We start from the raw sequence: 21,020 nt of genomic DNA, 5'->3' as shown, positions 1-21,020 counted from the left end.
GTGAATCGGTGGTTGTGCGATGGACTGCCGTAATCATCCGCTGACAAGGTCTATTCTCAATTCAATAGGGAAAACAGATGCTGGCAGTCCACAGCACCAGTATTCAACTGTTTGCCTAAAGTCTTTGAAACGGTCTGTAAGTCGTCTTTAAAACGCTCGTAATCCTGTTTGGTGACGTTTTCCTGGAGTTGCTCCAGACCTTTAACTAGCGCTTCGCGTTGAGAGCTGGCGTGATCATTTTCCAGCTGAATGTCCCAATAAACTTCAGGTGCGTTGACCAGTATTCGCGAAAGCAGGGCCATCATGGTTCGCATCGGAGGCGGCATGACTTCCGCCACTAGGTCTAGGTCTATGGAGGATTTGGCCAGGGCCATGCCGAAACCGAGAATGGCTGCATGAGGCAATGTCTGGCACAGCGCCATTAATTCGTCATGGGCTGTTGGCGTCATTCGACGGATCTTCATCCCTGCGTCCAGCAAGTGTCGTTCGATGAAGGATTGTGCTGCCTCCATATTTTCCACACAGACCGCCACCGTGCGCCCCTGAACGGACAACTTGGGTGAAAACATTGGGTTGACGCCGACAATTTTTTGATCCGGCGCTACTGCCCTTATCGCCTTGTAGATAGGTCCCTGTACCGAGCAGGTAGGTATGAATACCACTCCTGTGGAAAGATAAGCAGTGACCCAGGGAACTGCACAGACCGCGACATTTTCAGGTAAGGCGAAAACTACTGCCATAGCATCGCGGAACACAGCACCGGTGTTGCTGAAGGGCTGTGTCACATCAATTTCGTGATATTCGCACTCAAACTCCGCAGGGTGGCGATCCACGACGCGTACGCAATATCCGTATTGTTTGAGAATACGGCTGATCAGCGAGCCGATGAGGCCGGCACCGCCCAGCACGACTACTGTGTTGTTATTCATTTTTCGCCCTCAGTGCAAAAACTGTAATAGGGCACGCTGGCTTTGATTAGGGTCTCTTCAAGCTCTTCTTGTGGATCGGAGTGCGCGACGATCGCACCACCGATGCCGAACACAGCCTGCTGTTTGTGCAACACGGCCGTACGGATGACGATGCTTAATTCCGCACTGCCGCTGAACGAGATCCACCCAAGCGCTCCTGAATAAACACCGCGTGCGCAGGTCTCCAGTCCGTCGATAATTTCCATCGTGCGTTTTTTGGGGGCGCCGGTCATTGACCCTCCAGGGAAGCAAGCCCTGATCGCTTCGATAGTCGAGATGTCGCTGCGTAAATGTCCACGTATCGTAGAGACCAGTTGGTGCACCGAGGTAAAGCTTTCTACCGCGAAAATATGTGGCACATATACGCTGCCTGCACGGCAAACACGGTTCAAGTCGTGACGTACCAGATCGACAATCATCAGGTTCTCAGCGCGGTCCTTGGTTGACGCTTCCAATTCGTCATGTAAGCGCTGATCTTCCGATGCGTCCTTGCTACGTGCACGAGTGCCCTTAATCGGTCGAGACTCGATCAGACCTCCTTCGTCAATCCTCAGAAAGGTCTCGGGTGAGGCGCTCAGTACAGAAAAACTATCGAAACAAAGGAATGCGCCATAAGGCACAGGGCTCGCTTCGCGCATTCTTCGATAGGCCGCAAGTGGCGCACCGCTATAGCTCATCCGCGCTCGGTTGGTCAGGCATATTTCGTAAGATTCACCATCGGTGATGTATTGCAGTGACTGCTTGACCTTGAGGATGTAATTCTCGGGTGTGTCCTCGAGTGACAGTTTGAGTCCATCCACTGCGCCCGGAACGAAACGAAGTTCAGCTTTGGCTTTTTGCGTCACCGGTACCGAGGCCGACAAGCACGGCCACTGCGGAGCTTGGCCAGCCGCGCTTATCAGGCATTCATAAACAATATGGTCATGGTGGTCGAAGACGAAGAAATGCGGAGCGAATATAAAAGCGGCGTCTGGATGATCGGAGCGATAGACCTTTTGCCCACCTGTCAGGGCCTTAAGTTCATAACCCATATAACCGACGAAACCGCCCTTGAATTCAAAAGGCAGATACTGCGGTACCGCCACGTGTACCGATTCCATGATTTGACCGAGCAGAGAGAAGAAGTCACCCGTCAGAGTCCTGTTGCCTTCGGGACCCTCAAGTGTGAGGCTTTCACTGTTGACGTCATACGCTAGGCGGATAGAGCCTTGTGCCTGACCACTACCCATTATCGAGTAGCGGGCGTTGGGTCTTTCCGATTTTTCGCTGTCGAGCCAGAAACTATGGTGATCATTGGCGTAGAGTTGTGTGAATAAAGCCAATGGATCGCATGGAGGATGGATACGATATGCCAATTGCATATTGAGTGTACCGCCTACGGCTACATAGTGCTCTTTCACCACTGGAAAACCGACAGGGTTCTCCAGCGCCCGCGAGCAATGGCTGCCATTGTGTTCGAGTGCCATGCGGATGAAATTGCTCAGCAGGGCATGTCCATACTCGGAGTCAATGGACTCAGGATGAAATTGGACACCCCAAATAGGACGACTACTGTGTTCGATTGCCATGACTACGCCTTCCTCCGTCCACGCGGTGCAGCGTAGTTCCTGAGGAAGATGTGTACACATCAGTGAGTGGTAGCGAACCACTTCAAACTGTTCTGGCAGGTCACGAAACAAGCCGTTGCCAGAATTCGTAATCCTGCTGCGGTACCCGTGTACCGGCTCTGGTGCGTGCCCAATTGTTCCGCCAAGAAATTGGGCAATGCCCTGATGTCCTAGGCAAATACCAAGCAAGGGGACGGGGGATTGGAGAACAACTTTTCCGCATACGCCGAAGTCCAGATATTCACCCGGATGACCTGGGCCTGGTGAAAGGACAACGGCATCGTATTGTTCAATCTGCAGGTCCTCGTAGGCTAAAGTATTAGTGACGATGTCAACGCATACACCCGTGACCTCGTACAGATACTGCGCAATGTTCTGAGTAAAAGAATCGAAGTTATCAATTAACAGTATTTTCATGAGTTCTTCTCCTGAGTCCGGCGTTGCTGTATCAAATGATCTTCCTGGACGCAGGTTTCTTCAATGATTAGCCTGAAAATCGACTCGACGTACTCGGACCTCAAACCAACGCTCACCGACTTATTCTTGAGTTGATCAAATACTTGAACAATGCGTTGTGGCTGCATCATCGGTATATCATGTACCGCCTTGAGTTCAGCGATATCCATGCACACGTTCATACGTTCGCAAAGCAGGTCGACCAGATGATTGTTGATCTGATCCAGGTGTTCACGCATAGGTTGCAAGATGGTAGATGGAGCCGTCCGAGAACTCTGCTTGCTTTGTGTCATGTTCACTCCTTTGATTAGTGTGCCGTGTGCCATGGTTGCCGATGCCAGAAGCGTCAGGTAATGGCCGTGTGCGATTTCCATAAGCCTGTACGGGTGACTACGTTCAGGGAGTCCGCTAATTGCTTGATGTCTAGTTCGGTATGGGCAGCCGAGAATGCAAAACGCAGCATGGCTTTCCCTTTAGCGATGATCGGATAAAAAACAGGGAACATCAGGATGCCGTTGGCCCGTAGAATCCGGCATGCTTGCAAACCGTCTTCTTCTGTGTCGAAAAGTACACCCCTAACTGGCGATTGAATGCCAGCGTTGAGCAGGCGATTGTGCGTCAGGGAATCAAACAGGCGTACGTTGTCCCAAAGGCGTTTTTGTAGGCTATCAATCTCGTCGCTCAGATGAATCTTCGCTGCTGCAACGTTAGCCGCAAGCATCGGCACCATGATGGAATGGCCGAAAACCTGCGGGTTGGCCAGCGTCTGTATTGACGGGATATCTCGCGGGTCGCTCACAACCACAAACCCGCCAGCTCCGCCGAATGCTTTGGAGAGAGAGCCGGCCAGAAGCATGTGGTGCGGCAGTTGGCTGTCTACAGCCGCAAGGGCGTAACCTGCGCCATGATGCCCAGTGATAGATATGCCATGAGCATCATCCACATAGAGGTATCCTCCGGCTTTTTCCAGTTGGTGAGAGAGCTGCGCGATAGGAACCAAGCCGCTCATTGAGCCGATACCGTCGATCAGCAGAATCGGTGTCTCCTGACGTTCAGCGCAGTTTTTCAATGCGGCGCTCATCGACTCCGGATCGGTCGATTGAACACGGGATATTTCGCCGAACTGCTGCAAAATGCCTCGCAGTACCTGCATCGATGCGTGAGCAGTTTTGTCCATCAACCAGTGCGCACGCTTTCTGATTGGGTAGCCCTTGAGCGAATTGCTTCCCAGCAGCGGCAGCACTCCAAGGTGCACGCTGCTGGTCGAGGTGAAAACACTCACCCCGCATCCTCTGTAAATCTCGCTGAGCAGAGATTCGAGTTGCGGCAAATAAACTGGGTGCATAGCACTGCGTGACGAGGACAGGTGCAGGCCCTTGGTTTTTAGGGCCTGGTGCGCGGCCTCGATTAATGCGGGATGGGTCTCCAGGCCCATATACGAACAGGATACGAACTCGGTGAACGTGCCCCCTTCCTTCAAGGTGATACGTTTGTCTTCACGGTTTACGACGGTAAAACCGGTGAGACCCTCCTCATAGGCGATCTCTAACGCGCTGGTGGTATTGTCACGTCGGATTGTCATCCAGTCTTGTTTGGTTGGTGCATCCATTGCGCAAAACTCCTATGTTTGAACATTATTCGATAAGCGGCCAACGGTCATTACTGAGATACCGGTGGTATCGGATGCCTGGCGGTCGATGACAGTCCGGACGTCAGTCAGTTGGTGTCGCTCGAACAACGCACGAATGGCGTGTGCCTGATCTTCGCCATGTTCGATAACTAGCCATCCATCAGGTGTCAGCAATGTGATCGCCAAGGCTGTGATCTGGCGTGTAAGGTCTAGGCCGTCGGCCCCCGAGTAGACGGCCGTGGTGGGATGATGGTCGCCCCATTCGGGCTGCAACTGAGTTTGTCGGGGAACGTAAGGCGGGTTGGCGACAATCAGACCCACTTGGTGGCCGAAGCGGACAAATGCTTCGCTGTCGCGAATATCCGCCTGTAGCGCTTTTATATGTACGTTTTTAGTTAACAACCGGGCTATATTGCGCTTGAGGTAGTTGACAGCGACTTCTTCAAATTCAACACAGGTGACTTTGAGGTCTGGTCTGCGTCTAGCAATTGCCAGCCCGATCGCGCCGCTGCCAGCGCAAAGGTCTAAAACATGTGTTCCTTTTGCCAGTTCGATGCCGTCCAACCATTTATGAATAACAGTACTGTGAGGGCGAGGGATAAACACACCGCTACCAATTACCAGCGGCAACTCATCAAACTCTACGGTGCCAAGGATATATCCTAGTGGAATACGATTGCAGCGTTCGCTCACTGCTAGTTTGAATTCATCTAGCGCGCGTTGTTTGTCTGCGCGTGCGATAAACCTGTCGACTAGGCTACTCAGGTCTCCGTCCGGATCCCAGACACCTGCCGCTTTTAGCGAGGCGCGGGCTATGGCGATAGCTTCTAGTTCATATTTACCCAGCGTCATGACCACTCCTTATAATACTGCGTCAGTTTCACTCGCATGGATTCGTACAGATAAGAAAAGGCGATTAGTTCCGGAGGGGGAGTAAACGAGGGGTGCAGCTCATTGATCAGTTGTTGGTAATTAGTTGATAGTCCTTTATCGAGAATGGGCAACCAATAAGGTTTTACGTCCCAGCGATATTCATAGCCGGTAGCAAACATTTGCTTGACGGTTTCGCCGACCGTCAGCTCACGCGCTAACCCAATAAGCGGAGCGCGCACTGGATTGAATGCCCTCAAGTCCAGGTCGGTACTCTTACCGTCTGTCAAACAATCAGCGATATAGGCCGCCAGCAAAGGTGATTGGTGCAAGCCATCACGGTAGGTACCGGTTGCTAACCACAGTTCCTGCATGCCACATTCCCCGATCAGTGGAAATCCGTCAGCCGAAATCGGACGGTTGCCCACCTGAATCGAGATAATTTCGGCACTGTGTAGATCAATGTTCAACTGGTCGACGGCGCAGTCGAGCAGAAACTGTACATCTGAGATCAACGCGTGATTTTTAGGCCGTTCCGAAAGGATATTGGTTGCGCCCAGATACAGCACACCGTCACCGCGCGGCACGCAATGCAGGCCGCAGGCAAACGCACGATTAGGTGTGCGGATCACCGACTTGGGTAACGCCATTCCATCTGGCAGTTTTACCAGAATAGAGACGCCATACCCGCTGAAAAGAGGAGGAATTTTCTTTACTACGCTGTCGAATTCACTGAGTAGCTCCAGCGATTGAACGCCGGCCGCCACGACAATTCTTTTCCCCCAGAGCCGTTCGCCGCTGTGCAGTTCGACCCCGGTTGCGACTCCGCCCTCGGACAATACCCGACTGGCATTTTCATTTATTAAGGTGCCACTTGTAGCGAGTAGGGCGGCGTCAAGTTTTTCCAGCAGCAAATGGGAGCTCACGGAATGTTCGTTGGGGATGAACATACCCCGCAGTGGGCGTACCAAGTGGTTTGGAGCCAGCCATTCTATCGTTCTTGGATCCATCGTCTCGAACGGTTCCCCATACTCTTGAAGACTGCGCTCGATGGTTTCGTAGTTGACAGTATCGACCTCATCCATTCCAGCACTGTTGAGAACGACATGCGTACCGACAGCGGTGAACAGTGAGGTGCGAATGCCCGATGCATCGGCCAAGCGCTCGGCCCAGTCGGGCCAAAGCTCCCGCGCTTGTCGATCCATTTCTAACTTGAGTCGGCCATAGTCGCTAGCCAGTAGTCCGCTGGTGATCTCACCAAAACAGCCGTTCATTGCACCAGCTGCCTTGGATGCTGCGTTGATACGGTCAGTCTCACCGACCCTACAGACATTTAAACCCCGTGAACTAAGTTCATACGCAATAGAGCCGCCAATAGCTCCCGCACCTACCACGATTACGTCGAACTCCATGTTCTAGATCCTTGCTTAGTAGTTGACAATTATTAGGTGAAACTCATTTTCGCGTAGGAGAATGCTGAGCTTTTTTATAGTTTGTAAGGTGGTGAAACCATCAAGTCTTTGTTTCATATTGTATCAATGTTACAAATCTACATATCTAAGCAATAGGTTCGGAGTTTTCTGTAAGAAAGTTATCTGCCTTAATGCTTCTCGCGCATAATAAATGAAGCTGCCGAGTTCTCCGATCTCCAGTCATACCGTCAACTACCGCTGAGTACCAACACTGACTAATGGATTCCGGCTTTACAGGCGTTTAGAGGTAATGGCGTGAAGGCATGCCGCCGACGCTGAGCGAAACAGCGCAATGAAAAAAGGCGATCCTTGAAAAATCGCCTTTTTTATTCTCGACTGTCCCGTCCTGAATAAGGTTTACACCCTCTGATCTGTTTTTCAGGAGGACGTAATAGAATCAGGAAAAAGGCATAGTCAGCGAGACTACACGCTGACTTTTAAATTGTCGGTCGTCGATCAGGTCGAAAAAGGCGAGCTGAGTTATAAGGAGGCTCAGGAGCGCTACGGTATCCAAGGCAAGACGACCGTTCTGACGTGGTTACGCAAGCATGGTCGGCAAGATTGGAGCCCTGGCACGTACATTGGATCGCCGAGGATGGGGTCTATGCCCGAGAAAAATCGACCACTAGCGCCAGAGCAACGCATCAAAGAACTTGAAGAACAGTTGGCGCTGTCCAATCAGAAAGCGCAGTTTTTCGAGGCGGTCGTGGATGTCTTGAAAAATGACTATGGTTTCTCTGTCGTAAAAAAGCGTTCCGGCAAGTCCTCGCTCAAAAACGAATCCAGAACCTGAGTATCAGCAGGGCTTGTCAGTTCATTGGGATAAGCCGACAGGCTTACTACAAACGCAATCGCGTCGATGCAACTCGTCTGGTTCTGGATCAGAAAGTGGCCGACTTCGTTCAGCAAAAACGTCAGCGTCAGCCGTGTCTGGGTACCCGAAAGCTGCACCACTTAGTGCATTGCCAGCCTCAACTTGAGCTGCAAGTCGGGCGAGATCGGCTGTTTTCGATCCTGCGCGAAAGGCGTTTACTGGTGGCCCGTAAGTGGGCGTATCACAAGACGACTGACAGCCATCATCGCTTTCGGCGCCATTCGAACCTACTCAAACCGGGTCCTGATCAGGTTGTTCAAACCGGCCCCGAACAAGTCTGGGTAGCTGACATCACCTATCTGCCCACTCAGGAAGGTGTGGCCTATCGGAGCCTTGTGACGGATGCTTTTTCGCGAAAGATAGTGGGTTACCACGTCCATGAGAGTCTGCATGCCGACTCGGTAGTGCAGGCCTTGCGTCGAGCCGTGAGTCAGCGTCAAACCGCGCAGCCACTGGTTCATCACTCGGACAAAGGCAGCCAGTATTGCTCGGGAATGTGCCAGGAACTGCACGCGAAACACGGCATCCGATGTTCGATAACGGACGGCTATGACTGCTACCAAAATGCTTTGGCAGAGCGGGTCAATGGGATCTTGTAGACAGAGCTTCTGCTTGAGCGACCACACGACTTAACGCAGGCGAAGAAGATGGTGAGTGAGTCGATATCGATCTACAACAGCGAGCGTCCGCATCAGTCTTTGAAATACAAAACGCCCGATGCGATGCATCGGGCGTTGGGTGAAACAGGTGTAAACCTATTTCAGGACTAGACAGACTTGGAATGCAATCAATTGTGGAAGCTGGCGTGACTGTATTAGCAGGTTATGGGTTCAGTGTTTGGCTTCAGACGTCTTCAACGGTGACCCAACGCTCTTCCTTGGCCGCCACGCGAATCGCGGTCGCCAACTGCTCCACCGCCCACGCGGCCTCAAAGTCAGTGCCATCCTCACCCTGGCCCGCCAGCGCTAAAATCAACTCCTGCACCTCCAACGTCTTCAACTCGTTGTACCCCAACTGATGCCCCGCCGCCGGGCTGAACGCCGCATAGCCGGGCAGGGCGGGGCCGGCGAGCACGCGCTGGAATCCATCCTGGCCAATGCGGCACAGTTGCAATTCATTCAAGCGCTCCTGATCAAACGCCAAGGTGCCTTTAGTCCCGCTGATTTCAAAACTCAGGTGATTCTTGTAGCCATGCTTGAGCCAGCTGCTGCTCACGGTGCCACGCGCGCCGTTGGCGAAGCGCAGCAGGGCATGCACCTGGTCATCCACCGCGATGACTTTACGCTCGCTGCTGCCTTTGACTGCCGGGCGTTGGGCGTGGACGGTCTGGGTGTCGGCACACACGCTGACCACATCCCCCACCAGGTAACGGGCCATCGACAGCAAGTGGCTGCCCAGGTCGGCCAGGGCGCCGCCGGCGTGTTCCACCTCGCAGCGCCATGACCACGGCGACGCCGGGTCAGCCATGAAGTCTTCGCTGAACTCGCCCTGGAAGCTGATGATCTCGCCCAGCTCGCCGCTAGCGATCATCTGCTTGGCCAGCACGATCATCGGGTTGTGCTGGTAGTTGTAGCCAACGCGGGTCACCACCCCGGCGGCGCTGGCGGCGCGGCGCATGGCGTCGGCTTGTTCGAGGCTGACCGCCAGGGGTTTTTCGCAGTACACCGCCTTGCCTGCGGCGATCGCCGCCATGGCCATGGGAAAGTGCAAATGGTTGGGGGTGGTAATAGCGACCACGTCCACGTTGGGGTCGTTGATCAGCGCCTGCCAGTCGCCATGGGCCTGGGCAAAACCCCAATCCCTGGCGCAGCGCTGGGCGCGCTCGGTGTCGGCGTCGGCCAGGGCGGCCAGCTTGAGGTGTACCGGCAGTTCAAATACCGCACGGGCGTTGTTGAACGCCAAGGCATGGGCGCGGCCCATGAAGCCTGTGCCGATTAAGCCGATTCCAAGTTCACGCATAGCCGTGGTCCTTTGCATTATTGTTGTGAGAGGCGCTATTAATGGAATAAAAATTCCCATAATTCAATAGATGGAATAAAAATTCATTGATGCGTCGGCGATCACCCAGACGAATGCAGCTATATTCATGCCCGAAGGAAAAGGCCTCAGTTAACAAAAGATAACGTAGCGCCGATTGTCAGACGATTCGAAAGCCCCGTAGGATGGCCGCTGATGTCTCCAGGCGCTCTAGATTGCAGGTTTCAGGGCCCTAACAATAATAAATAGGAGAAAGGTCTATGAGTGAGCCTGTCATGGGGCGGGTTGTTTGCCCCCCACGCGCCGCACGCAAGGTTGCGATGCTGGCCGCAGCGCTCTCGCTGTTTGGGGCTGTCGCGTTGCCGACAACTGTCCAGGCCGCCAGCGATACCCCGTTTGCAATTGAATCCCCCAAGGCCGCCAAAGGCCTGATGATCGATGTGGTCCACGCCGGCAAACGCCTGGTGGCGGTTGGTGATCGCGGGCATGTCCTCTATTCCGATGACCAGGGCGCGACCTGGGTCCAGGCCAAAGTACCCACCCGGCAACTGCTCACGGCGGTGTATTTCGTCGATGACAAACACGGCTGGGCGGTGGGCCATGACGCACAGATCCTCGCCAGCGCCGACGGCGGCGCGACCTGGACCCAACAGTTCCAGGACCTCAAGCGCGAAGCCCCGTTGCTCGATATCTGGTTCAACGACGCCAACCATGGCCTGGCCGTCGGCGCCTACGGTGCGCTGATCGAAACCACCGACGGCGGCAACACCTGGAACGACGTCAGCGATCGCCTCGACAACGAAGACCAGTACCACCTCAACGCCATCGCGCATATCAAGGACGCCGGCCTGTTTATTGTTGGCGAGCAGGGCAGCATGTTCCGCTCCAGCGACGACGGCCAGACCTGGGAAAAACTCGAAGGCCCCTACGAGGGCTCGCTGTTTGGCGTGATCGGCACCGCGCAGCCGCAAACCCTGTTGGCCTATGGCTTGCGGGGCAACCTGTACCGTTCCACGGACTTTGGCAGTACCTGGGAGCAGGTCGAACTGAACGCCGCGCGGGGAGCGCTGGAGTTTGGTTTGTCCGGCGCCAGTTTGCTGGATGACGGCTCCATCGTCGTGGTGGGCAATGGCGGCAGTGTGGTGGTCAGCCATGACGACGGCGTGACGTTCAGCGTGTTCAACCGCCCGGATCGTATTTCGCTTTCGTCCGTGACGGCGGCGGGCAACGGCAACTTGATCCTGGCCGGGCAGGGTGGCGTGCGGGTTGCCACCCCAGCCGGCGCCGAACCGACAAAACAATAAGAAGGCGGGCAAAGAATGAGCAGTCATCACAACGATAAAGCGACCTTTCTTGAGCGCCTGATCTTCAACAACCGCCCGGCAGTCATCGTGATCTGCCTGCTGGTGAGTATTTTCCTGTTCTGGCAGGCGACCTTGATTCGCCCGTCCACCAGCTTTGAAAAGATGATTCCCCTCAAGCACCCCTTCATCGAAAAGATGATGGAGCACCGCAATGACCTGGCCAACCTGGGCAACACCGTGCGCATCTCGGTGGAGGCCAAGGACGGTGACATCTTCACCAAGGAATACATGGAGACCCTGCGCCAGATCAACGACGAGGTGTTCTACATCTCCGGCGTTGATCGCTCGGGCCTCAAGTCCCTGTGGAGCCCCAGCGTACGCTGGACCGAAGTGACCGAAGAAGGCTTTGCCGGCGGCGAAGTGATCCCGCAAAGCTACAACGGCTCGGCACAAAGCCTCGACCTGTTGCGCAACAACGTGCTCAAGTCCGGGCAGGTCGGGCGTTTGGTGTCCAACGACTTCAAGTCCAGCATCGTTGATATCCCACTGTTGGAGTCCTACCCGGACCCGCAAGACCAGGGCAAGTTGCTGGCCCTGGACTACCGCAAGTTTTCCCATGAGCTGGAAGACAAGATCCGCGACAAGTTCGAAGCGCAGAACCCCAACGTCAAGATTCACATTGTCGGTTTCGCCAAGAAGGTCGGCGATCTGATCGATGGCCTGGTAATGGTGGTGATGTTCTTTGGCATCGCGTTCGTCATTACCCTGATCCTGCTGCTGTGGTTCACCCACTGCCTGCGCAGTACCGTTGCGGTGTTGAGCACCACGCTGGTAGCGGTGATCTGGCAATTGGGGCTGATGCACTTCTTCGGCTTCGGCCTGGACCCGTATTCGATGCTGGTACCGTTCCTGATTTTTGCCATTGGTATTTCCCACGGTGTGCAGAAAATCAACGGTATCGCGCTGCAATCCAGCGAGGCCGATAACGCGCTGACAGCGGCGCGCCGCACGTTCCGCCAACTGTTCCTGCCCGGCATGATCGCGATCCTGGCGGATGCGGTGGGGTTCATCACCCTGTTGATCATCGACATCGGCGTGATCCGCGAACTGGCCATCGGCGCCTCCATCGGGGTGGCGGTGATCGTGTTCACCAACCTGATCCTGCTGCCGGTAGCAATCTCCTATGTGGGCATCAGCAAGCGCGCCATCGAAAAGAGCAAGAAAGACGCGAACCGCGAACATTCGTTCTGGCGCCTGCTGTCGAATTTTGCCAGCCCGAAAGTCGCACCGATTTCCATTGCCCTGGCCCTGGTGGCCTTCGGTGGCGGCCTCTGGTACAGCCAGAACCTCAAGATCGGCGACCTCGACCAGGGCGCGCCGGAACTGCGTCCGGACTCGCGCTACAACAAGGACAACAACTTCATCATCAGCAACTACTCCACCAGTTCCGATGTGCTGGTGGTGATGGTCAAGACCAAGGCCGAAGGCTGCTCGCGCTATGAAGCCATGGCGCCCATCGACCAGTTGATGTGGAAGATGCAGAACACCGAGGGCGTGCAGTCGGCGATCTCGTTGGTGACTGTGTCCAAGCAGATGATCAAGGGCATGAACGAGGGCAACCTGAAATGGGAAACCCTGTCGCGTAACCCGGATGTGCTCAACAACTCCATCGCCCGTGCCGATGGCTTGTATAACAACAACTGCTCGCTGGCGCCGGTGCTGGTGTTCCTCAATGACCACAAGGCCGAAACCCTCGACCGCGCGGTGCATGCGGTGCAGGACTTCGCCAAGGAAAACAACAGCGATGGCCTGGAGTTCATCCTCGCGGCCGGCAACGCCGGGATCGAGGCGGCCACCAACGAGGTGATCAAGGAATCGGAACTGACCATCCTGATCCTGGTGTACCTGTGCGTGGCGACCATGTGCATGATCACCTTCCGTTCCTGGGCGGCGACCCTGTGCATCGTGCTGCCGCTGGTGCTGACTTCGGTGCTGGGCAACGCGCTGATGGCGTTCATGGGCATTGGCGTGAAGGTTGCGACCTTGCCGGTGGTGGCGTTGGGCGTGGGCATTGGCGTGGACTACGGCATCTACATCTACAGCCGCCTGGAAAGCTTCCTGCGCGCCGGCTTGCCGCTGCAAGAGGCGTATTACCAGACCCTCAAGTCCACCGGTAAAGCCGTGCTGTTCACCGGTTTGTGCCTGGCCATTGGCGTGTGCACCTGGATCTTCTCGGCCATCAAGTTCCAGGCTGACATGGGGCTGATGTTGACCTTCATGCTGCTGTGGAACATGTTCGGCGCGCTGTGGCTGCTGCCGGCGCTGGCGCGGTTCTTGATCAAGCCTGAAAAACTGGCCGGGCAGAAGGGCAACTCACTGTTCGCCCATTGATCGATTAGACCATTGCCGCAAGGCACGGCGGGGGAATTGACCTATCATGTGTCTTTTCCCCCGCAGTGACTTCACATCATGACCGATGCATCACCCAACCTGAGCACCGCCCTTAACGACAGCGACATGCTGATCATCAACGGGCTGCACGCCTTCGACTTCACTTTTGACCAGCAACTGCTGATCGAAAGCATGGACGGTCGGGAACTCAAGCGTTGGAAGTTCAGTCCAGAACAACTCAATGCCGCCACCTTTGATGACAGCTTGCAGAGCTGGCTGCTGAGTAACGAAGACGGTGAACACCGCCTGGTTTGCCTCAGCGCCATCAAAGGCGACAACAACAACGATGAGGACGAAGCGGATGATGATGCGTAAATTCTGGCCCCTGCTCATGGCCGGCAGTGTCGGCGCCATGTCGGTACAGGCCGCCCCGGTAGACACCTATGAACTGTTGGTGGGCAGCTACACCGCCGGCACCAGCGAAGGGATCTACCGCCTGCAATTCGATAGCCGTACCGGCCAGTTCCAGGGCCAGCCTGTGCTGGCAGCCAAGGCGGCCAACCCGTCGTGGCTGACCGTTTCCAAGGACCAGAAGCACCTGTTTGTGGTCAATGAGAATGGCCCCGGTCAGAAAGATGCCGTTGGCCGTGTCAGCAGCTACAGCATCGACCCGCAGAATCACCAACTCACCCTGATCAACCAGGTACAGAGCCTGGGCAACGAGCCGACCCATTCCAGCCTGGCCGCTGACGGACGTTACCTGTTCGTCGCCAACTATTCGGTGTTGGAAGATCCGGGCGGCAGCCTGGCAGTTTTGCCGGTAGACCCAACGGGCAAACTGTCGCCACCGGTGCAATTGAGTGCACACCCGGCCAGTCGCGTTAACCCGGAGCGCCAGGCGTCCAACCATGTGCACTCGGTGGTGCCATCGCCCGATGGCAAGTACGTGTTCGTACAGGACCTGGGGGCGGACAAGGTGTTTGCCTATCGCTACGACCCCAAGGCCAATCACGAACTGCCCTTGACGGCGGCCAACCCGGCGTCGGTGCAGCTGCCTCCTGGCAGCGGCCCACGGCACCTGTTGTTCAGCAAAGATGGCAAGCATGCCTGGCTGACCACCGAGATGAGTGCCCAGGTGGCAGTGTATGACTACAACGACGGCACGCTCAGCCAGACCCAACTGGTGGACTTCGCTGCCGGCCAGCCGGTGTCCGACAAGGCTGGCGCGGCGCTGCATGCCTCCAGCGATGGCAAATTCCTGTACGTGAGCAACCGTGGCTCCGCCAACCAGATGGTGGTGTTCAGCATCGACCCGGCTACCGCGCACCTCAAGGAACTGCAGCGTCGTAGCGTCGAGGGTGACCACCCGCGTGAGTTCAGCCTGGACCCGAGCGGCAGGTTTTTGCTGATTGCCAACCAGAAAAGCAACGAAATCGTGGTGGTCGAACGTGACCCCAAGACCGGTTTGCTCGGCAAAACCGTGCAGAAACTGGCCATCGATGCCCCCAGCGACCTCAAGTTCCTGGTGCGTCAATAAGCCACAGGCCCCGCACGGCGGGGCCTGACCCTTTCTATTAATTCTGTTAATAGCGGCTACTGTTTCAAAGCATTTCTAAGGTTTAGCCCGCGGGCGTAAGTTTGGTTCCAAGGCCTTCCCCGGCCACTCAACCAAACGAACACAAGGGTTACCGACATGAATTTGAATCTCTTCTCCATCATCGCCGCTTCCGCTGTATCCGCCACTGTGGCCCTGCCTGCTGCTGCGAGCGTGGACGTTGCCGGTAAAAAATCCAGCACCAGTGCCTACACCCAAAAATACCTGCAACAGAGTGCCAACTTCTATGCGGCGTTGGATCACAAGGTCCAACACTGATCTTGAACTCAATGAGTTCAGGGCTTTGCCATTACCGCCACAAACAGCGGTGACTCCAGAAAACGCTGCAACCAAGCCTGCAACCGTTTATACGACGTACCGGCAAACCACACTCGATCCACATGGGCAAACTGGCGCACAAATGGCGCCAGTGCAGCATCCGCCAGGGTCAGGTGGTTTGCCAGCAGGTAATCCCGCTCGGCCAACAACCCCTCCAACTTCTGCAAGAACACCTCGCCTTGGGCCCGATAGTGCTCCATCGGCTGTTCCGGGTAGCGCTCGGCGTACTTGTATCGATTCAAGTGATGTTTGAAGTCCTGATCGTTCTCGGTGATCAACGCCAAGACCTGCGGATCACCCTGTAGCAACCAGTTGTCAGGATCGTGCTGCGCCAAGGCCCATTGCATGATCTGCAGGCTTTCCTCGATCACCTGCCCATCGACGCTCAATACCGGCACCGTGCCCTTGGGCGACAGCGCCAGCATCTCGGCCGGCTTAGCCTTGAGGCTGACCTCGACGATCTGCACGCAGACCCCTGAGTAACGCAGCGCAAGCCGTGCCCGCATCGCATACGGGCAGCGGCGGAACGAATACAGCAGCGCCGCGCTCACTGAACCTCCAGGGTGCTCAAGCCATTGCCCTGGCGCTTGACCTGGATCTGCACCGGGATGCGTTCATGCATTTCCTGTACGTGGGAAATCACCGCTACCTTGCGGCCTTGGGCCTGCAAACCGTCCAGGGCATCCATGGCCAGTTGCAGGGATTCGGGGTCTAGGCTGCCAAAACCTTCGTCGATAAACAGCGACTCGATCTTCAAGGTGCTGGACGCCATCGACGCCAACCCCAAGGCCAGTGCCAGCGACACCAAAAACGTCTCGCCGCCGGACAGCGAATGCACCGAGCGCAGATCATCGCCCATTTCCGTATCGAGCACCAATAGGCCCAGCATGCTGCCGCCGCGCTTGAGGCGGTAGCGGCGCACCAGTTGGCGCAGTTGCACGTTGGCGTGGTGCACCAGCAGGTCGAGGTTGTAGGCCTGGGCGATCTTGCGGAATTTGTCGCCGCTGGCCGAGCCGATCAAGGCTTCAAGGCGGGCCCAGCGTTGCCATTCTTCATAGGCTTTGGCGGTGGTGAGGGCCAGGGAGTGGTTGGCGTCCTGGCGGCGCTGGTCCTCGGACTGGCGCGCGCGCAGTTCAGCAACCTGTTTCTCGCCCTCGGCCAGTTGCTGGTTGAGGGCGGCCAGGGTGCTGTCCAGTTCTTCGGCGGCCAGGTTGCCGTTGTGCAGGGCCTGGTGCTCGGCGAGGCGCTGCTCGCGTTCTTGCAGCAAAACCTTGGCTTGTTCGACGGCTTTCTCGCTGTGCTGCAACAGCAGGCGCAGTGCATTGACCTGTGCGTCATCGAACGCCAGCAAGCGGGTGAGGCCGCCGTCGTCCAATTCCGGATGCAGGGCGCGCCACTCGTTGATGCGGGTGTCGAGGTTGTGTTGTTCGGCGTGCAGCGCGTGTTGGCGTTCGTGCTGGGCCTTGAGGTCGGCGGCCAGTTGGACCAGCGCATTGCGGGTGTCTTGCAGTTGCTGGTTGGCATCGGTCTCGCTCTGGCGAGACTGCACAACGGCCAGTTCCAATTGCTGTTGCCAGTGTTCGGCGCTGGTGTGCGCGCCCAGCAGTGCATTGAGTGTTGCCTGGGCCGCCTGTTGCTGGCCTGCCAGTTCGCTGACCTGCACGAGCAAGGCATCCAGTTGCTGCTGACGATGTTGCTGGTGGGTCTGCTGTTTCTCGATGGCTTGCTGGCGTTCCTGTTGTTCGGCCAGTTCATCGCGTTGGTGGCCCAGCTGCTCAAGACGCTCGCTGACCTGTTGGTCAAGGTGCATGAAGGTTGCGGCGGGTTCGCTGCGCAAGCCATCCAGGGTGTCGGCAGGCAATAGGCTGGCAAAGGCGTTGAGCTCTTCGTCCAGGCGCTCGCGGTCGCTGGACAGCTCGCGCTGCTGGTCTACCAGCAATTGTCGCGCTTGCTGGCTGGCGTCCTGGGCGGCTTGCAGTTGTTGCTGCAAACGCCCGGCGTTTTGTTGCAGGTTGAGCAGGGCGCCCTGGCGTTGTTCATCCTGGGTGATGCTTTGGGTCAACTGGCCCAACTGTTGCGCCAGCCAGTCGCTGCGCTTGGCTGCCTCCTGGTTGAACAACGAGGCCGACAACGGGTGCGCGTCCAGGCTGGGGGCCAGGGCTTGCTGCTGGGTTGCCAGGTGGTCCTGCTGTTCCAGATACCCTTTCTGCTTGGCAATCAACCCGCCGACTGCTTCACGCAGTTCGGTGAGTTTTTCCTTGAGGGTATCGACGGCTTTTTGCGCCGCAGCCTCTTCGTTGTCGTCATGACGGCCGAGACTTTGCAGCAGGGCTTCGGGCTGGTGGTACGGATGCTCGTGGCTGCCACACACCGGGCACGGCTGGTCGTCTTGCAGCTGTTCGCGCAACTCTTCGACGCTGGCGCTGCGGGCCAGGCGTTGGCGTTCGAGCAACTGTTTGGTCACAGCTAACGTTTGCTCGGCAACAGTCAGCTCGGCCTTGGTTTGCAGGCCGGTTTTGTTCAGTTGTTCGCGTTGCAACTGGGCGTCGGCGAGTTTTTGCGTGAGCGCCGTCGCCTGTTGATCCAATTGCTGCTGGTTGTCCCATAGGCGCGTCAGGTCTTCAAAGGCGCGTTGCTGCTTGCGATTGTCTTGCAGCAGGCTGGCCAGCAGTTGGATCTGTTCGGCGACCGCATGGGGTTCGGCGCCTGCTTCCTGGTACAGCAGGTCCAGGGCTTCGCGCTGTTGGCTGAAGCGTTCGGCGGCGGTGGTGGCGCGTTGCTCCAACTGCGGCAGTTCGGCCTGGCCTTTGTTCAGGCGGTTGCCGATCAACATCAGCTGTTGCAGGCGCTCTCGGTAAACCGTCCAGGCATCGCTCAAGGGGGCGAGGGCGGCGCTGCGCTCAAGGCCGGCCGCCAGGCGTTGCAGGCGTTCGGCAACCTGGGATTGCTTGTCCAGCAAGCCGTTGAGCAGCGCCTGGCCTTCGGTGCAGGCGCTTTGGTGTTGCTGCTGTTCTTCAACGCGCTTGGCCAGGTCCTTGGTCAAGTGGGCGAGGGTGCTTTGCGCTTCGAAGGCCTGGCGCAGCAAAGGCACGGCGTCGCCCTGGTTTTTCAGGGCGTCTGCGAGGGCCGCGTGTGCCGTGGCCTGCTGGTGTTGCGCCTGTTCCTGGCGGGTGTTCAACGCCGCTTGCTGTTCGATGTGATGTTGAATCTGTGTGGCCAACGGCGACAACAGCTGGCCGAGTTCTGCCTGGCGGGCGAACAGATGACGTTGCGGCGCCAACTGGTCCAGGCGGTTCAAGTCCTGGCGCTGCGCCTCTTGGCTGGCCCAATCGGCCTGGGCGCGCTGGAGCTGTTCGGTGGCGCTGAGTTGAAGCGCCTGCCATTCGCGCAACTCTTTGAGCCAGGTGTGCTGCAATTCCAGTTGCTTGAGTTGGGCCTGTTGGGTCTTGAGTTGCTGCTGGGCCTGGTTGAACTGTTCATCCAGTTCAGCACGGGCTTCGGGCGCCAGGGGCACGACGCCGGTGGCTTGGTCTTGCAGCTGTTTGTGGGCGTCCTTGGCGTCCTTGGCCTTGTCGAAAGCACGACGGCCCAGTTGGGTGTAAAGCGCGGTGTCGGTGAGCTTTTCCAGCAGTTCGCTGCGCTCGTTGTCGTTGGCCTTGAGGAAGGCGCTGAACTCACTTTGGGCCAGCAGAACGGCACGGGTGAATTGCTCGAAGTTCAGGCCCAGGGCCAGCTCCAGCTGGGTCTTGTATTCGGTTTTCTGGCTGGCGAGCAGTTGCTCGCTGTCCAGGTCAATCAGGCTCTGGCGGCTGTTTTGCAACTTGCCGCTGGCCTTGTCGCGAGCGCGGTTGGCTTCCCAGCGCGCACGGTAGCGACGGCCGCTGACACCCACAAAATCCACTTCGGCATAACCGCCGCCGGTGCCACGGCGCAGCAAGGTGCGTGGGTCGCCAATGGAAATGTCGCTGTCGGCATCGGGCATCTTGGCCTGGCCGGTATCGCCCAGGCGCGGCACGGCGCCAAACAGCGCCAGGCACAGGGCGTCGAGCAAGGTGCTTTTACCTGCGCCGGTCGGGCCGGTGATGGCGAACAGCCCAGCACTGGCCAGGGGCTCGGCGGTGAAGTCGATCTCGAACGGGCCGGCCAGTGAGGCCAGGTTTTTCAAACGGATGGCGAGGATCTTCATGGCTGTTCGTCCTCCTGTTGCACTTCCTGGAGTAGTACGGCGAAGTCCTTCAAGGTCTGTTCATCCACTTCACTGCCGTAGCTGTCCTGCCAGGCGCGGCTGAACAACTCTTGCGGGGTGAGCTGGTCGAGTTCGATCAGAGGGTCGTCGCTGTCGTCTTCACGACGGCCAACGCCTGCGTATTCGGCCGCGATACGCACCAGCCGCACGGCCTTGCCTTGCAGGGCGGCTTCGATCTGCTGGCGCAGGTCGGGCTGGGGTTCGTCCAGGCGTACACGTACTTCCAGCCAGGGGTGGCGTTGGGTTTCGGCCAGCAGGTCGACATCCGGCAACTCGGCCAGGGCCTTGAGGATCTCCGCCAGGGGGGCGGCTTCCAGGCGTTGCAGGTCGACCGAGCGCGGAATCAGCAGCGGTTCGATACCCACCAGCCTTTCGCCCTGGAACGTCACGTCCAGCACCTGATGCTTGTAGCCGATCTCGGAAAACGACAGCGGAATCGGCGAGCCGCTGTAGCGAATGCGCTCCTCGCCATTGACCTTTTGCGGCTTGTGCAAATGGCCGAGGGCAACATAGGCGACCGTTCTGTCGAACAGGCTGGCGGGGAGCGCCTCGGCATTGCCGATGATCAGGCTGCGCTCGGAGTCTTGCGACACCGAACCCCCGGCCATATGGGCGTGGCTGATGGCGATCAGCGCCTGGCCTTTTTTGCGCTTGGCATTGGCGGCGGCGATCAGTTGTTCATGCACCTGGCCGATGCCCCGCAGGTAGTCGTCGCCCAACTGCGCACCGGTGACTTCTGCCGGGCGCAAGAAAGGCAGCGCCAGGCACCAGCCGGCGACCTTGCCCTTGGCATCCGGCAGCGGGATCAGCAGGCGCTCGGCGTCCAGCTGGCCGTCATCCAGCCACAGCACCCGACCCAGGGCATGGGTTTGCAGACGGCGCATCAACGGCGCAGGCAGTTCGATGCGCGAGCCGGAGTCGTGGTTACCGGCGATCATCACGATGGTCAGTTTGGGGTTTTGTTCGTGGGCGCTGATGATGAAGTCATACAGCCGCTCCTGGGCCTTGAGTGGCGGGTTGACCGTGTCGAAGATATCGCCGGCGATGAGCAACGCATCCGGGGCGTGGGCCTTTAACTGGCCCAGCAGCCAGTGAAGGAAGCAGGCGTGTTCGTAGTCGCGCTCCTGGCCGTGCAGGTTTTGCCCAAGGTGCCAGTCGGAGGTGTGAAACAGACGCAAGGCGAACTCCGTGGAGAATAGGAAAAGGAGGGGAGTTTACCCGGAATGGACACACATAGCCCCAGGCGACACCGATCAAGTGTGGGAGGGGGCGTGCTCCCGATAGCGGTGTGT

The 21,020-nt window shown here is 57.3% G+C and carries 15 protein-coding genes and 1 pseudogene; 6 read left to right on the top strand and 10 right to left on the bottom strand.

Annotated elements, in window-relative coordinates:
- Nucleotides 1–56: 56 nt before the first annotated feature.
- The 6 genes from DYL59_RS08160 to DYL59_RS08135 are packed head-to-tail and all read right to left on the bottom strand — an operon-like array spanning nt 57 to nt 6,943.
- A complete protein-coding gene (locus tag DYL59_RS08160) occupies nt 57–929 on the bottom strand; it encodes a prephenate dehydrogenase dimerization domain-containing protein (RefSeq protein WP_135288713.1) in 873 nt (290 codons plus the stop codon).
- Nucleotides 926–2,992 (bottom strand): aminodeoxychorismate synthase component I, encoded by a 2,067-nt coding sequence (pabB, locus tag DYL59_RS08155; RefSeq protein WP_135288712.1) that lies wholly within the window; start codon nt 2,990–2,992, stop codon nt 926–928. The genes DYL59_RS08160 and pabB overlap by 4 nt, the downstream gene beginning before the upstream one ends.
- Nucleotides 2,989–3,405: a chorismate mutase gene (locus DYL59_RS08150; RefSeq protein WP_238340646.1), complete on the bottom strand. Its 417-nt coding sequence runs from the start codon at nt 3,403–3,405 to the stop codon at nt 2,989–2,991. Before DYL59_RS08150 ends, pabB begins: the two co-directional genes overlap by 4 nt.
- Nucleotides 3,378–4,640 carry an aminotransferase class I/II-fold pyridoxal phosphate-dependent enzyme gene (locus DYL59_RS08145; protein WP_135288711.1) on the bottom strand — a complete coding sequence of 421 codons (1,263 nt, stop codon included), beginning with the start codon at nt 4,638–4,640 and terminating at the stop codon, nt 3,378–3,380. Before DYL59_RS08145 ends, DYL59_RS08150 begins: the two co-directional genes overlap by 28 nt.
- 12 nt (nt 4,641–4,652) lie before the next feature.
- Nucleotides 4,653–5,513: a HemK/PrmC family methyltransferase gene (locus DYL59_RS08140; RefSeq protein WP_135288710.1), complete on the bottom strand. Its 861-nt coding sequence runs from the start codon at nt 5,511–5,513 to the stop codon at nt 4,653–4,655.
- Nucleotides 5,510–6,943: an NAD(P)/FAD-dependent oxidoreductase gene (locus DYL59_RS08135; RefSeq protein ID WP_135288709.1), complete on the bottom strand. Its 1,434-nt coding sequence runs from the start codon at nt 6,941–6,943 to the stop codon at nt 5,510–5,512. The genes DYL59_RS08140 and DYL59_RS08135 overlap by 4 nt, the downstream gene beginning before the upstream one ends.
- A 451-nt stretch (nt 6,944–7,394) precedes the next feature.
- On the opposite strand from DYL59_RS08135, the pseudogene DYL59_RS08130 reads away from it, so the two are divergent.
- Nucleotides 7,395–8,647: pseudogene (locus DYL59_RS08130) on the top strand (IS3 family transposase).
- A gap of 73 nt (nt 8,648–8,720) precedes the next feature.
- On the opposite strand, the gene DYL59_RS08125 reads toward DYL59_RS08130, so the two are convergent.
- Nucleotides 8,721–9,836: a Gfo/Idh/MocA family protein gene (locus tag DYL59_RS08125; RefSeq protein ID WP_135288708.1), complete on the bottom strand. Its 1,116-nt coding sequence runs from the start codon at nt 9,834–9,836 to the stop codon at nt 8,721–8,723.
- A gap of 293 nt (nt 9,837–10,129) precedes the next feature.
- Between DYL59_RS08125 and DYL59_RS08120 the strand changes: the two genes are divergently transcribed.
- The 5 genes from DYL59_RS08120 to DYL59_RS08100 all read left to right on the top strand — a co-directional run bounded on the left by DYL59_RS08120 (nt 10,130) and on the right by DYL59_RS08100 (nt 15,422).
- The gene (locus DYL59_RS08120; protein WP_193557542.1) at nt 10,130–11,158 is read left to right on the top strand and encodes a WD40/YVTN/BNR-like repeat-containing protein; all 1,029 of its coding nucleotides are present in this window, start codon (nt 10,130–10,132) and stop codon (nt 11,156–11,158) included.
- Between the two features lie 15 nt (nt 11,159–11,173).
- On the top strand, nt 11,174–13,549 hold the full coding sequence (locus DYL59_RS08115; protein WP_135288706.1) for an efflux RND transporter permease subunit: 2,376 nt from the start codon (nt 11,174–11,176) through the stop codon (nt 13,547–13,549).
- Nucleotides 13,550–13,627: 78 nt separating this feature from the next.
- Complete coding sequence (locus DYL59_RS08110; RefSeq protein WP_135288705.1) at nt 13,628–13,924, top strand: DUF5629 family protein; 297 nt, start codon at nt 13,628–13,630, stop codon at nt 13,922–13,924.
- On the top strand, nt 13,911–15,086 hold the full coding sequence (locus tag DYL59_RS08105; RefSeq protein WP_135288704.1) for a lactonase family protein: 1,176 nt from the start codon (nt 13,911–13,913) through the stop codon (nt 15,084–15,086). Before DYL59_RS08110 ends, DYL59_RS08105 begins: the two co-directional genes overlap by 14 nt.
- Nucleotides 15,087–15,242: 156 nt before the next feature.
- Nucleotides 15,243–15,422, top strand: coding sequence for a hypothetical protein (locus DYL59_RS08100; protein WP_105698897.1), 180 nt, complete (start codon nt 15,243–15,245; stop codon nt 15,420–15,422).
- Nucleotides 15,423–15,439: 17 nt separating this feature from the next.
- Here the strand turns inward: DYL59_RS08100 and DYL59_RS08095 are convergent, their stop codons facing one another.
- The 3 genes from DYL59_RS08095 to DYL59_RS08085 are packed head-to-tail and all read right to left on the bottom strand — an operon-like array spanning nt 15,440 to nt 20,906.
- Nucleotides 15,440–16,033, bottom strand: coding sequence for a glutathione S-transferase (locus tag DYL59_RS08095; RefSeq protein WP_135288703.1), 594 nt, complete (start codon nt 16,031–16,033; stop codon nt 15,440–15,442).
- Nucleotides 16,030–19,668: an AAA family ATPase gene (locus tag DYL59_RS08090; protein ID WP_135288702.1), complete on the bottom strand. Its 3,639-nt coding sequence runs from the start codon at nt 19,666–19,668 to the stop codon at nt 16,030–16,032. Before DYL59_RS08090 ends, DYL59_RS08095 begins: the two co-directional genes overlap by 4 nt.
- Complete coding sequence (locus DYL59_RS08085) at nt 19,665–20,906, bottom strand: exonuclease SbcCD subunit D C-terminal domain-containing protein (RefSeq protein WP_135288701.1); 1,242 nt, start codon at nt 20,904–20,906, stop codon at nt 19,665–19,667. Before DYL59_RS08085 ends, DYL59_RS08090 begins: the two co-directional genes overlap by 4 nt.
- Nucleotides 20,907–21,020 lie beyond the last annotated feature (114 nt).

The organism is Pseudomonas kairouanensis (assembly GCF_004682055.1).
Lineage (GTDB): Bacteria > Pseudomonadota > Gammaproteobacteria > Pseudomonadales > Pseudomonadaceae > Aquipseudomonas > Aquipseudomonas kairouanensis.
Note: the sequence above shows the minus strand (reverse complement) of the source record. Positions and strands in the feature narration are given on the sequence as shown.